This is a genomic window from Bradyrhizobium sp. NBAIM08, from assembly GCF_020193935.1.
Classification (GTDB): Bacteria; Pseudomonadota; Alphaproteobacteria; order Rhizobiales; family Xanthobacteraceae; genus Bradyrhizobium; species Bradyrhizobium yuanmingense.
Genome location: NZ_JADYVR010000018.1, coordinates 1 through 12,899, shown reverse-complemented (window position 1 = coordinate 12,899; position 12,899 = coordinate 1). Strand labels below are relative to the sequence as shown.

Here is a 12,899-nt window from a genome sequence, read left to right as displayed (position 1 = left end):
ATGTCCAACAGCCGCACCGTCATCCTGTTCTGGCAATTGGCCATTCTCGCAGTGGTTCTCGTCGTCTGGCAATGGGGCTTCGAATGGAGCAAGACGCTGCTGCCGAAGGCCTACGTGCCGAAAATCCTCGATCCCTATTTCGTCGCCAAGCCGTCGCTGATCTGGCAGAGTTTCTTGCGGCTTGGCTGCTTCGCAGACGCGACCGGCTTTACCGCCTGTATCAAGGGCAGCGACAACAATCTATGGCTTGCCACACTCGTCACGTTGAAGAACACCTGGTGGGGCTTTCTGTTCGGCTCGGCGAGCGGGATCGCGGCCGGCCTGGTGCTCGGCCGTTCCGATTTCCTCTCTCGCGTGTTCAGCCCCTACATCGTGGCGCTCAACTCCATACCGCGCATTGCGCTGGTCCCGCTCGTCATCCTGATTTTCGGTCTCGGTGACCTCTCTAAGATCGCGACCGCCTGGCTCGTCGTGTTCTTCGTGGTGTTTTTCAACACCTTCGAAGGAACGCGTGCGGTCGACCGTGACCAGATCGCTGCCGCCCGCCTGCTCGGCGCCAGCGAATTCACGGTGCTGCGCACGGTCGTGATCCCGTCCGCGCTCGCCTGGGTGTTTGCCTCGCTCCTGCCGGCCGTTTCTTTCGCGCTGATCGGCGTCATCGTCGGCGAGTTCATCGGCGCCGAACGCGGTCTCGGCAAGCTCATCATCGAAGCCGAGGCGCGGGCCAATGCCAGCGAGATGATGGTGGCCATCTTCGTCATGATGTTCGTCGGCATCCTGCTGGCGATCGCAGTGCGCTCGCTGCAGTCCTACCTCTTGCGATGGCAGCCGCAATTCGAGGTTTCGGCGTAGCCCGTGTCAGCGGCTGAACCGCGCCACCAGCTCGACATGCGGCGTGTGGCGGAACTGGTCGACCGGCACCACGGACTCCAGCCGGTAGCCGCCGTCGATCAGGAGCCGTGCGTCGCGGGCAAAGGTCGCGGCGTTGCAGGACACGGCGATCACGATCGGCACCTTGCTCGCCGCAAGCTTCAGAGCCTGCGCCTGCGCGCCCTGGCGCGGCGGGTCGAATACCACGGCGTCGAAGTCCCGCAGCTCCTGCGGCACCAGCGGGCGGCGGAACAGATCGCGGGGCTCGCACTTGATCGGCTTCAGGCCAGGTGTTCGCGCAGCTTTCGCCAGCGCCGCGATGGCGCCGGCGTCGTTGTCATAGGCGGTGACGCGCGCCTTCTCCGCGAGCCTGAGCGCAAACGGGCCGACGCCGCAGAAGAGGTCGAGCACCTCCTTGGCCTTGCCGATGCGCTCTGCGACGAGTGCCGCAAGCGTCTCTTCGCCCGCCACCGTCGCCTGCAGGAACGAGCCCGGCGGCAGCGTCACCTCGGCGCGGCCCATCCTCACCGTCGGCGGCAGGCGTTGCAGCACCAGCTCGCCATGCCGGGTCAGCCGCGCCAGACGGTGCTGTTCGGCGACTCGCGACAGCGCCGTGACCAGCGCCGTCGGCAGCGGGCCCGAGCCGCGCACGTCGACATCGAGCCCGTTGGCGGTCGCGGTGACCTGGATGTCCAATGGCTTGGTCACCGGCATCTTGGACGTCAGCGGCTCGGCGAGTGCCCAGGCGGCATCGAGTGCGCCCTCGAGCGCGGGATCGAGGATCGGACAACGATGGATCGGGATGACGTCGTGCGAGCTCGCAGCCGAAAAGCCGACCTTGAGGATATCGTGCGTGCCGAACCGGCCGTGCAGCGTGATGCGTCGACGCCCGGCGCCGTGGGCGTCGACCAGCGGCGCCACCTCGCAATCGATGCCGGCCTGCGCCAGCGTTTCGATCACCATGTTGCGCTTCCAGGCCCGATACGGCTCGTTCGCCCAATGCTGGATCGCGCAGCCGCCACACACGCCGAAATGCGGACAGAATGGTTCGACGCGTTCCGGGCTTGCGACCTCCACCGCCAGCAGCTTGCGCCGGTCGGGATGATGGCCTGCGACGTGATCGACCTCGACGGTCTCGCCGCCGAGCGTATAGGGCACATAGATTGCTTCGCCGGCGTCGAGGCAGACGCCGTCGCCGCGATGGCCGACATGATCGATCTTGATGCGCTCAACCACGGCGCGCGCCCAGGAAGAATTCGATATTGCCGTCGCCGCCCGTGATCGGCGAGGGGAATATGTCGATCTCGGTGCAGCCGAGCGAAGCCGCGAAGGCTGCGATGTCGTCGCAGATCTCCCGGTGCACGGCGGCATCGCGGATGATGCCCTTCTTGTTGTGCTTCCTGTCAGCCTCGAATTGCGGCTTGATCAGCGCCAGCAGGCTCATCGGTGCGGCTGCCAGCGACAGAGCTACCGGCAGCACTGATTTCAGCGAGATGAAGCTGACGTCGATGACGACGACATCGGGCCGCGCCGGCAGGCGCTTGCCCTCATAGCTGCGGATGTCGGTCTCCTCCATCGACACGATCTTGGGATGATCGCGCAGCGAGGGATGCAGCTGGCTTGTGCCGACATCGATGGCGAACACCAGGCTCGCGCCGTTCGCCAGCAGCACCTCGGTGAAGCCGCCGGTGGAGGCGCCGACGTCGAGGCAGACATGGTCCTCGATCTCGATCGGGTACCGCTCCAGCGCCCCGGCGAGCTTGACGCCGCCGCGGGAGACGTAAGGGTGCGCCGGCTCGGCCTGGATCACCGCGTCCTCGGCAATCGTCTCCGACGGCTTTGCGACCTGCTTGTCGTCGGCCGTGACGAGGCCGGCCTCGATCGCCGCGCGGGCCCGCGCCCGGCTCTCGAACAGGCCGCGCTCGACCAGCAATACATCCGCGCGCTTGCGGGCAGGGGGCATCGGATCTCCGACGGACGACTAAAAAGCTTATGTAGCGATCAATCGCGCGGCCGCCATCCGGACGCAAGTCTCGAACGCGGTGAGATCGTGCCAGACGTCGGTCGGCATAGTGGCCGGCGTCACCAGCGGGCAGCCGTGCAGCTCCAGCGCATGGATCATCATGAGGTTGTCGACGAGGCCGAAATCTTCGACCGCCAGCCCCTGGGCATCGACCAGCCGACCATCCTCGGACACGACGTCCATGAAGCGACTGAGGCGGTCGGCATAGGCGGCGCCATCGTTGGAATAAGCCAGGCAGAATTTGCGGCGGCCGGCCATGTAGCCGAGCTCGTAGACGGTGCCGGGATCGGCGCCGGCGCCGCGGAACGGCGTGAGGTTGGCGATGATGGCATCGGCCGCGTCCATCATCGCCTCGTTGCCGCAGAAAATCTGCCGCGAAGCGTCGCGCGCGGTGAGGTCGATCGCGTTGTCGAGGGGGTAGAGCCCGGTAAGCCCGTGCGCGGCGCAGATTTCGACCTTGCGCCGGCCGATCTCGACGGCATCCGGCAGGAACACGTCGGGGCCTGCCAGATAGATTTTCATCGCACGACCGATTGAGAAGGCATCGGAGTTGCCGCGACGTTGGCGGTGCAAAACCTCTCCCAAGGGGAGAGGTCGCGCCAAAGGCGCGGGTGAGGGGTTACGTTCTCACGTGGGATCTGAGCCCCTCACCCGGATTGCACTGGACGATGCTTCGCATCGCCAGGAGCAATCCGACCTCTCCCTACGGGAGAGGTGGGGTTCAGCGTCTGCCGCGACAATCAAGCCAGCTTGACCGTCTCAGTCTTCACATCCTTGCCGAGCGCCTCGAACACCTTGGCCACGATGCCCTTGGCGTCGAGGCCGGCGCGGGCGTACATGGCGGCCGGGGTGTCGTGATCCTGAAACACGTCGGGCAGCACCATCGAGCGGAACTTGACCATGCCGCTGTCGAGCACGCCCTGGTCGGTCAGGAACTGCGCGACATGCGAGCCGAAACCGCCGATCGAGCCTTCCTCGATCGTGATCAGGATCTCGTGGTCGCGCGCGAGCTTGAGCACCAGCTCGGTGTCGAGCGGCTTCATGAAGCGCGCATCGGCGATCGTGGTCGACAGGCCGTGGGCGGCGAGCTCGTCGGCCGCCTTCTCGCATTCGGCGAGGCGGGTGCCGAAGGAGAGCAGGGCGATCTTGCTGCCCTGGCGGATCATGCGACCCTTGCCGATCTCGAGCGGAATGCCGACCTCGGGCATCTCGATGCCGCGGCCTTCGCCGCGCGGATAGCGCAGCGAGCTCGGACGGTCGTCGATCGCAACCTGGGTCGCCACCATGTGCACCAGCTCGGCTTCATCCGCCGCCGCCATGATCACCATGTTAGGCAGGCAGCCGAGATAGGCGTTGTCGAACGAGCCGGCATGGGTCGCACCGTCGGCGCCGACGAGGCCGGCGCGATCGATGGCGAAGCGGACGGGCAGGCTCTGGATCGCGACGTCGTGGACGATCTGGTCGTAGCCGCGCTGCAGGAAGGTCGAGTAGATCGCGCAGAACGGCTTGTAGCCTTCGGTCGCAAGGCCCGCGGCAAAGGTCACCGCGTGCTGCTCGGCGATGCCGACGTCGAAGGTGCGGTCGGGGAAGGCCTTGTTGAAGATGTCGACGCCGGTGCCCGAGGGCATCGCCGCGGTGATGGCGACGATCTTGTCGTCCTTCTGGGCTTCCTTGACGAGGCTCTGGCCGAACACGTTCTGATAAGCCGGCGCGTTCGGCTTGGCCTTGGCCTGCGTGCCGGTCGCGACGTCGAACTTGACGACGGCGTGATACTTGTCGGCGGAGGCTTCCGCCGGGCCGTAGCCCTTGCCCTTCTGCGTCACGACGTGGACCAGGATCGGACCGGTCTCCATGTCGCGGACGTTCTTCAGCACGGGCAGGAGATGGTCGAGGTTGTGGCCGTCGATCGGGCCGACATAGTAGAAGCCGAGCTCCTCGAACAGCGTGCCGCCGTCCATCATGAAGCCGCGGGAATATTCCTCGACGCGATTGGCGCGGTTGGCGAGGATCTTTGGCAGGCGCTTGTTGATCTGCTTGGCCGCATCGCGCAGCGTGCGATAGGTCTTGCCGGAATAGAGGCGCGACAGATAGGCGCTCATGGCGCCGACCGGCGGCGCGATCGACATGTCGTTGTCGTTGAGAATGACGATCAGGCGCGAGTTCATCGCACCCGCATTGTTCATGGCCTCATACGCCATGCCGGCCGACATCGCGCCGTCACCGATCACGGCGATAACGTTGTTCTTGCCGCCGGAGAGGTCGCGCGCCACGGCCATGCCGAGGCCGGCGGAGATCGAGGTCGAGGAATGCGCCGCGCCGAACGGATCGTAGTCGCTCTCGCTGCGCTTGGTGAAGCCGGACAGGCCGCCGCCGGTGCGCAGCGTGCGGATGCGGTCGCGCCGGCCGGTGAGGATCTTGTGCGGATAGGCCTGGTGGCCGACGTCCCAGATCAGCCGGTCGCGCGGCGTATCGAAGACGTAATGGATCGCGGTGGTGAGCTCGACCACGCCGAGGCCCGCGCCGAAGTGACCGCCGGTCACCGAGACGGCATCGATGGTCTCCTGCCGCAGCTCGTCGGCAACCTGGCGAACCTGCTCGACCTTGAGCTTGCGCAGATCTTCCGGCGTCCGGATGGTGTCGAGAAGCGGCGTCTTACTGTATGCGTTCACGGCGATTTCCAATTTGTCAGCACCGGAAGGTCATTCCGGTGCGCGATGGGTTTGCACAATATCGGCGCAGCGCGAGTCCTATAACCGTCGGAGCCACCTGCACGGGGCAAGGCCCCGCCTTCAAGCTTAGGTAAGCTTAAGTGTGCTCCGGTTCAGTCTCTGTGATCCCTGTCACTTAGATCGGCTTCGTCCGTCCCAAGCCAATTTCATTAGCAGTTTGAAGCGCTTGTCGTCGGTAATCGGTGCCCACGCAAGGCTTACAAAAAGCCACACTCCGCGCAGCTTTACACCAAAGCTTAGGCCAAAGCCAACCCGCTGGGCCGATTAGGGGTATGCAGGTGCAACTCGCGGACCAGAAGTGGTTAACCTCGGTGCGGGGTAAGGGGTTCCGGCCTTGCTCGGTTCTTGGCAGGCTTTTTGGCCCGAGTATGGGCTTTTCTAGCTCTCAACGACCCGATTCGAAGGCAGGGGCGTATCCACCGCCAGGGAACCGCATGCCGGCCGGGAGCTGCGCACTGCGATAAGGACGCAGCGGCCACGCTTACCGCGAACACATTCTACGCGGACCTGCGTCGCGGTCTTGCGCCGCCCTGCGGGGGCAGAAGACTGAGCGGGAGAGCACTCTTATTACTGGACGTCGAGCGGGGCCGTGCCGGTGGCCTGGCCGCTGGCATCGGTGGTGATCTTGTCGACGCGCGCCTCGGCCTGGCGCAACAATTCCTCGCAGCGCCGCTTCAGGGCCTCGCCGCGCTCGTAGATCGTCACGGATTCCTCGAGCGGCACCTTGCCGTCCTCGAGCCGCTTCACGATCGTTTCGAGTTCCTCGATCGCGCGCTCGAAGGTGAGCCTGGAGACGTCGACTTGAGTGTTTTCGGCCATATCCGTTTCCGATTGCCCGATTCGCTTCACCTTTGAGAAAGCAGAGTTTTACGGGCGTAATGTGGCGGGTGGGTCAAGCGCCCATCAGGGCGCCGACATGCGCCGTAACAGATTCTTTCAGTCCCTGCAGGTCATAGCCGCCCTCGAGCACCGAAACAACGCGGCCGCCGGCGGTCTTGTCGGCGAGGTCCATCAGCTTGCGCGTCACCCAGGCATAGTCCTCCGCGCGCAGGTTGAGCGAAGCCAGGGGATCGCGATAATGCGCGTCGAAGCCGGCCGAGATGATCAAGAGCTCCGGGCTGAATTTCTCGAGCTGCGGCAGGATCAGATTCTCGAACGCGACGCGGAATTCCGGGCCGCCGTCCTCGGAGGCGAGCGGCGCATTGACGATGGTGTCGTGATCGCCGCGCTCGCTTTTGGCGCCGGTGCCCGGAAACAGCGGCATCTGGTGCGTCGAGCAGTACATCACGGTCGGGTCCGACCAGAAGATGTCCTGCGTGCCGTTGCCGTGATGCACGTCGAAGTCGACGATGGCCGCGCGCTTGATGCCGTATTTGCGCTGGGCGTGGCGCGCGGCGATCGCGACGTTGTCGAAGAAGCAGAAGCCCATCGGCTTGCCGATCTCGGCGTGATGTCCGGGCGGGCGGACCGCGACGAAGGCGTTGCGATGCTCGCCGGCCATCACCGCTTCGGTCGCCGCAACCGCGCCGCCGACGCCGCGCATCACCGCCTCCCACGTGCCGGGGGACATCGAGGTGTCGCCGTCGATGTAGACCTGACCGCTGGTGGGCGCGATGTGGCGCAGCTCGGTGACATAATGCTCGTTGTGGCAGAGCGTGACGAGATCGAGATCGCCCTCAGGCGCCTCCTCGCGCGCCAGGAACTGGAAGCGCTCATGCGACAACGCTTCCTCCACCGCGCGCAGGCGATCCGGCCTCTCAGGGTGTCCCGGCGGCGTGACATGGTCGAGGCAGGCCTTGTGGGAAAGGAGAAGCGTGCTCATCAGGTCGGCCTCACGGAAAACGGGCTTTTGCCGTCGTTGGCGCATCCGGCGCCAAAACGCAATGCAAAATCCAATCTAAGCGCTTGGCCGGGAATGGCAAAGGGCTGCCCGCTTGATCCGGATCAATTCACCCGCAGGATGCGCCGGGGCGGCAGCGGACCGACCGGCCCGTGCGCCCGGAAGAACGCGAACAGCGCGTCCGCATCGTAACCGCCGTATTGTGGCGCGGTGCCCTGCTTGGCGACGGTAAACCCGTCTCCGCCGACGGCGAGGTAATCGTTGAGCGTGACGCGGTAGCCGCTTCCCGGCTCGATCGGCCTGCCGCCCAGCGTCATCTTCTCGAGGCTGACGCGCTCGCCGAACGGTTTTGAAGCATCCCAAGTATAGCTGAAGCCGTTCGACACCTGGAGAATCCGCGGCCGCTTCGGGTCCAGCCATTGCTGCTCGAGCAAGTCCTTGAGCTGGCTGCCCGTCAGCGTCATGGTGACAAGACGATTGCGGAACGGCTGGCTGGCGAAGACGTCGCCGAACGTGATCGCGCCGTTCTCCTTTGGAACGATGTCGGTGCGGATGCCGCCGGGATTGGTGAGCGCGATGACAGCGCTGCCATCCTTCGCATCGCGCGTTGCGAGCAATTGCGCGTCGGCGATGATATCGCCGAGCGCGCTTTCGCCGGCCTCGTTCGGCACGCGCGACAATGTCTGCGTCACTGAGCCGGCGGGCCGGTTGGCGATCGGCGCGGAGAGCTTGTCGTAGGCGTCGATCAACGCGGTCTGCTCGGGATCCCTGGCCAGCGAAGCATTGGCGACGATGACGTTCTCGGCCTTGGCGGCGACGATATCGCGAGTCACAGGATCGAGCTTGAGGTCGATCGCGGTGACGAGTGTGCCGTATTTGTCGCCGCTAGTGACGAGCCGCCCGTCGATATTGCAGATGTAGGCGCGATGGGTGTGGCCGCTGACGACGACGTCGACGGCAGGATCGAACTTCCTGACTATGTCGACGATCGGTCCCGTGATGGCAGGGCATTCATTGTAGTCGCCGGCGGGCTCGCCGCCCTGGTGGATCAGCACCACGATCGCTTCGACGCCGCGCGACTTCAGCTGCGGCACCAGCGCGTTCACCGTCTCGGCCTCGTCGCGGAATTCGAGCCCGGCGATGCCCGCTGGCGAGACGATGCCGGCGGTCTCCTTCAACGTCAGGCCGATGAAGCCGACGGGGATGCCGTCGAACTCCCTGATCTCGTAGGGCGGCAGCACGCTCTTGCCGGTCGCGGTCTCGACGGTGGAGGCCGCGAGATAACGGAATTTGGCGCCCGTGAAGGGATGCGGCCCCTGGCAGCCGTCGACGGGATGACAGCCGCCGTTCTGCATGCGCAGAAGCTCGGTGTTGCCCTCGTCGAATTCGTGATTGCCGACCGAGCTTATCGCAAGGCCCATCATCGAGAGCGCCTCAATCGAGGGCTCGTCGTGAAACATCGCCGACAGAAACGGGCTCGCGCCGATCAGGTCGCCAGCGGCGACGAAGATGGCGTTCTTGTGTCCTTCGCGCAGCTGCTTCAGCAGCGTCGCCATGTACTCGGCGCCGCCGGCTACCACCGTCACCTTCTTGGACTTGTCCTCGGGGTCGTTGATGCGGATGCCGCCCGGCGGCGGCCGCAGATGGCCGTGAAAATCATTGATCGCGAGAATGCGCAGCTCGACGGGGGCTGCGCTCTGGGCCGCAGCAGGGAGGGTGCCGGTGAGAGCGAGGACGAAGCAAGCCAGGCGGAGAAGATGTCGCATGGAGTTAGACTATTCGTTCGGCGCGAAGATTTCACGAAGGTTGTTGTCATCATTTTTGAGGCACGCGCAGCGTCGTTCCCCCGACAATCCCATCATCGCACGAGCCATGCCGCTCGATGAATGCCAGGTCCGCTACGTGCCGCAACAATTAGCTACAATGTTTCATTTGAAAAACCGCTGGTTGTGGTGCACGATCCGGCCCCGTTCGCTTCAGACAGACCGTCAGATTCATGATTGCCGCCCCCCGGATCGACGAATCCTCACCGTATTATCGCGGCTGGCGGGTCGTGCTGGCGTGCTTCCTGATGGCCTTCTTCATGTTCGGCTTCGGCCTCTACGGCCAAGGCGTCTATCTCGCCGAGTTGCAGCGCGCTCACGGCTGGCCGGGCACGCTGATCTCCGCGGCCAGCACCTTCTCGTTTCTCCTGACCTCCGTGCTCGTCATCTTCACCGATGACCTGCTCGAGCGCATCGGGCTGCGCGCGCTGATCCTGTGCGGCCTGTCGGCGCTCGGCGCTTCGACTGTGCTGCTGGCGCTGGTGCAGACGCCCTGGCAGCTCTATCTCGCCTATGCGCTGATGTCGGTTGGCTGGACCGGCATGGGCACGGTGGTGATCGCGACCGTGCTGAATTCCTGGTTCGAGCAGCGGCGCGGCCTCGCGCTCAGCCTTGCCTTCAACGGCGCGACTTGCGGCGGCATCATTCTCGTTCCGCTGTTGCTATCGCTGACCGGCAGCATCGGCTTCCGGTCTGCGATGCTGACGGCGACCCTCGCGATGATGGTGCTGGTGCTGCCGGCGGTCGTGACCTTCATCGGATGGCCCGCAGGGATGTCGCCTGCAGCCGGCGGACGTTCCTCCGGCTCCTCAGCGCCGGTTCGCTCGCGCAAGGCGGTGCTCGCCAACGCGGCGTTCTGGACCATGGTGCTGCCGATCGCGTTCGCGCTGCTGGCGCAGATGGGTTTCATCGTCCACCAGGTGACGTTTCTCGAGCCGCTGATCGGCCGCTCCGACGCAGGGCTTGCCGTCACGATCATGGCGGCGATGGCGATCGTCGGGCGCCTCTCGCTCGGCCTGTTCGTCGACCGGCTCGATGCCCGGCTCGCCTGTGCGGTTTCGATGACGAGCCAGGCGGCTGCGCTGTTCGTGGCTCTGCAAAGCACGAGCCTGACCGTGCTGCTGGCCTGCTGCGCCGTCTACGGCTTCTCGATGGGGAACATGATCACGTTCCCGCCCTTGATCATCCAGCGGGAGATCGGTGCTTCGGCCTTCGCGACCGCGGTGGGCTTGGGCACCTCGATCAGCGGCATCGTCAGCGCCTTCGGCCCCGGTGTCGTCGGTCTCGTGCGGAGCGTTACGGGCAATTACACGACGGCGTTTGCGATCTGCGTGGTGCTCGATCTCGCCGCGGCGGGCGTGGTGCTGTGGCGGCCGGGGAGAAGGGCTCAGGTCGCAGCTTTGTAGCCCGGATGGAGCGCAGCGCAATCCGGGACCGCTGTATCCGCGGTGAGACTTTCCCGGATTTCGCTACGCTCCATCCGGGCTACGATGTCGCGTTTGCGGCGCTCACCTTACCCCAGCAACGCCACATCCGCCGCGGCGACCGACTCCGCGCTCTCCGTCACGGTGCGCTCGAGTGCGCCGGCCTGCACCGCGATGTTCTCGGCGAAGAAGCGCGCCAGCGCGACGTAGCGTGGCGCATCGCCAAGGCCTTCGGCCTTGGCGGCGAGCGCCTGGGAGGCGAGCAGGCAGCCGCCGAGCGTCGCGCCGAATTGCTGCAGATAGGGCGTCGCGCCCGCGAGCGCGTCGTTCGGCGCGGAGGCAACGCGCTCCAGCAGCCATTTGCTGGTGCGCGTGAGCGCCTCCAGCGCCTCGCGCAGCTTGGTGCCGGTGGTGCCGAAGGCCGGATCGTTGGAGGCCTCCACCTGCTTGACGGTCGCCGAGAGCTCGTCGAGCAGCGCCCACACCGACGCGCCGCCATTGGCAGCTAACTTGCGCGTGACGAGATCGATCGCCTGGATGCCGTTGGTGCCCTCGTAGATCGCGGTGATGCGGGCATCGCGGTAGTGCTGGGCCGCGCCGGTCTCCTCGATGAAGCCCATGCCGCCATGCACCTGCACGCCGAGATAGGCGACCTCGTTGCCAATATCGGTGGAATAGGCCTTGGCCATTGGCGTCAGCAGCGCCGCGCGCGCGGCCGCTTCAGCGCGCACCTTCGGATCCTTGGCGCGCGTCGAGACGTCGATCGCGACCGCCGTCGCATAGCAGATGGTGCGCGCGGCCGCGGTCTGCGCCCGCATCCGCATCAGCATGCGCTTGACGTCGGGATGCACGAAGATCGCATCCGAGCCGTCGCCTTTCTTGCCTACCGCGCGGCCTTGGCGGCGCTCCTGCGCATACGACAGGGCCTGCTGGTAGGCCCGGTCGGCAACGCCGACGCCCTCCAGGCCGACGCCGAGGCGGGCCTGGTTCATCATCGTGAACATGCAGCGCATGCCCTGGTTCTCTTCGCCGATCAAAAAGCCGATCGCGCCGCCATGATCGCCCATGGTCATGGTGCAGGTCGGCGAGGCATGCATGCCGAGCTTGTGCTCGACGCCGCTCGCATAGATGTCGTTGCGCGGCCCCAGCGAGCCGTCCGCGTTGACCATGAACTTCGGCACCAGGAACAGCGAGATCCCCTTGGTGCCGGCGGGCGCATCGGGCAGACGCGCGAGCACGAAATGCACGATGTTGTCGGTCATGTCGTGCTCGCCATAGGTGATGAAGATCTTCGTCCCCTTGATGCGATAGGTGCCGTCCGCCTGCTTTTCGGCGCGGGTGCGCAGCGCGCCGACGTCTGAGCCGGCCTGCGGCTCGGTCAGCTGCATCGTTCCGGTCCATTCGCCGGAGACGAGCTTTTCGAGATAGATTGTCTTCAGCTCGTCGCTACCATGCGCGTCCAGCGCCTCGATCGCCGATGCCGTCAGCAGCGGGCAGAGGCCGAAGGCGACGTTGGCCGCGCTCCAGATCTCTGTGCAGGCGGCATTGATCGCGAGCGGCAGGCCCTGGCCGCCGAAATCTTCCGGGCCGGACACCGCGTTCCAGCCGCCCTCGGTCCAGCGCTTGTAGGCGTCAGGCCAGCCCGGCGCGGTCGTGACCTTGCCATCCTCGAGCTTGATGCCGTGCTCGTCGCCGATCTTGTTGAGGGGCGCCAGCACGTCGGATGCGAACTTGCCGGCTTCCTCCAGCACGGCGGCCGCGAGGTCGGCGTCGAAATCGCCGTAATGGCCGGCCTCCAGGGCGGCCTTGAGGCCCGCGCCATGGTTGAGCGACAGCAGCATGTCAGAAATCGGCGCGCGGTAGGTCATGGCTCACTCCCCGAGAACAGATATTGGCGCCGTATTCCCATGAAACGGGAGCGGTCTCAACTGCCGGGACGCCGGATGGCCTGGCCGGAACGGGCAGGGCCGTCGGGGCCCAGCATAGAGTGTCGGCCGCCGGGCCCTTTTTGCCCCTCCAGGCGGTTGAAATGCCGCGCCGCTCCCTATAGACCGGCTGCGACCGACGGGAATCTGCGGGTGCCGGTTCTGCCCGTTCCGTTCGTCGTCTGTTGGGGCGTAGCCAAGCGGTAAGGCAGCGGATTTTGATTCCGCCATTCGGAGGTTCGATCCCTCCCGCCCCAGCCAGATC

Annotated in this window: 10 protein-coding genes and 1 tRNA gene; 3 read left to right on the top strand and 8 right to left on the bottom strand. The window is 65.6% G+C overall.

What is annotated here, in order from left to right; genetic code table 11:
• Positions 1-852 (top strand): ABC transporter permease, encoded by an 852-nt coding sequence (locus I6F37_RS35045; protein ID WP_225153977.1) that lies wholly within the window; start codon positions 1-3, stop codon positions 850-852.
• Between the two features lie 6 nt (positions 853-858).
• Here I6F37_RS35045 and I6F37_RS35040 read toward each other — a convergent pair whose 3' ends face one another.
• The 7 genes from I6F37_RS35040 to I6F37_RS35010 form a co-directional block, all read right to left on the bottom strand.
• Positions 859-2,106 carry a methyltransferase gene (locus tag I6F37_RS35040; RefSeq protein ID WP_225153976.1) on the bottom strand — a complete coding sequence of 416 codons (1,248 nt, stop codon included), beginning with the start codon at positions 2,104-2,106 and terminating at the stop codon, positions 859-861.
• Positions 2,099-2,833: a TlyA family RNA methyltransferase gene (locus I6F37_RS35035; protein WP_128263630.1), complete on the bottom strand. Its 735-nt coding sequence runs from the start codon at positions 2,831-2,833 to the stop codon at positions 2,099-2,101. The genes I6F37_RS35040 and I6F37_RS35035 overlap by 8 nt, the downstream gene beginning before the upstream one ends.
• Before the next feature lie 27 nt (positions 2,834-2,860).
• Positions 2,861-3,415 carry a nucleoside 2-deoxyribosyltransferase gene (locus tag I6F37_RS35030; RefSeq protein WP_225112640.1) on the bottom strand — a complete coding sequence of 185 codons (555 nt, stop codon included), beginning with the start codon at positions 3,413-3,415 and terminating at the stop codon, positions 2,861-2,863.
• 218 nt (positions 3,416-3,633) lie between these two features.
• Positions 3,634-5,562, bottom strand: a complete 1,929-nt coding sequence (gene dxs / locus I6F37_RS35025; RefSeq protein ID WP_225112641.1) for a 1-deoxy-D-xylulose-5-phosphate synthase — start codon at positions 5,560-5,562, stop codon at positions 3,634-3,636.
• A 627-nt stretch (positions 5,563-6,189) separates the two neighbouring features.
• Complete coding sequence (locus tag I6F37_RS35020) at positions 6,190-6,441, bottom strand: exodeoxyribonuclease VII small subunit (protein ID WP_008132970.1); 252 nt, start codon at positions 6,439-6,441, stop codon at positions 6,190-6,192.
• 73 nt (positions 6,442-6,514) lie between these two features.
• On the bottom strand, positions 6,515-7,444 hold the full coding sequence (locus I6F37_RS35015) for a histone deacetylase family protein (protein WP_036004131.1): 930 nt from the start codon (positions 7,442-7,444) through the stop codon (positions 6,515-6,517).
• A 122-nt stretch (positions 7,445-7,566) separates the two neighbouring features.
• On the bottom strand, positions 7,567-9,228 hold the full coding sequence (locus tag I6F37_RS35010; RefSeq protein ID WP_225153974.1) for a bifunctional UDP-sugar hydrolase/5'-nucleotidase: 1,662 nt from the start codon (positions 9,226-9,228) through the stop codon (positions 7,567-7,569).
• Positions 9,229-9,458: 230 nt separating this feature from the next.
• On the opposite strand from I6F37_RS35010, the gene I6F37_RS35005 reads away from it, so the two are divergent.
• A complete protein-coding gene (locus I6F37_RS35005) occupies positions 9,459-10,691 on the top strand; it encodes an MFS transporter (RefSeq protein ID WP_036004135.1) in 1,233 nt (410 codons plus the stop codon).
• A gap of 107 nt (positions 10,692-10,798) precedes the next feature.
• On the opposite strand, the gene I6F37_RS35000 is transcribed toward I6F37_RS35005, so the two are convergent.
• Positions 10,799-12,577 carry an acyl-CoA dehydrogenase gene (locus tag I6F37_RS35000; protein ID WP_225153972.1) on the bottom strand — a complete coding sequence of 593 codons (1,779 nt, stop codon included), beginning with the start codon at positions 12,575-12,577 and terminating at the stop codon, positions 10,799-10,801.
• Between the two features lie 243 nt (positions 12,578-12,820).
• Here I6F37_RS35000 and I6F37_RS34995 point away from each other — a divergent pair.
• Positions 12,821-12,895 (top strand) — tRNA-Gln (locus tag I6F37_RS34995).
• The last annotated feature ends 4 nt before the right edge of the window (positions 12,896-12,899 follow it).

What these genes read in the sequence shown, in the direction of transcription:
- I6F37_RS35045 (WP_225153977.1), top strand. Translation starts at nt 1, where the DNA reads ATGTCCAACAGCCGCACCGTCATCCTGTTCTGGCAATTGGCCATTCTC.
- I6F37_RS35035 (WP_128263630.1), bottom strand. Translation starts at nt 2,833, where the DNA reads ATGCCCCCTGCCCGCAAGCGCGCGGATGTATTGCTGGTCGAGCGCGGC.
- I6F37_RS35010 (WP_225153974.1), bottom strand. Translation starts at nt 9,228, where the DNA reads ATGCGACATCTTCTCCGCCTGGCTTGCTTCGTCCTCGCTCTCACCGGC.
- I6F37_RS35015 (WP_036004131.1), bottom strand. Translation starts at nt 7,444, where the DNA reads ATGAGCACGCTTCTCCTTTCCCACAAGGCCTGCCTCGACCATGTCACG.
- I6F37_RS35030 (WP_225112640.1), bottom strand. Translation starts at nt 3,415, where the DNA reads ATGAAAATCTATCTGGCAGGCCCCGACGTGTTCCTGCCGGATGCCGTC.
- I6F37_RS35000 (WP_225153972.1), bottom strand. Translation starts at nt 12,577, where the DNA reads ATGACCTACCGCGCGCCGATTTCTGACATGCTGCTGTCGCTCAACCAT.
- I6F37_RS35020 (WP_008132970.1), bottom strand. Translation starts at nt 6,441, where the DNA reads ATGGCCGAAAACACTCAAGTCGACGTCTCCAGGCTCACCTTCGAGCGC.
- I6F37_RS35005 (WP_036004135.1), top strand. Translation starts at nt 9,459, where the DNA reads ATGATTGCCGCCCCCCGGATCGACGAATCCTCACCGTATTATCGCGGC.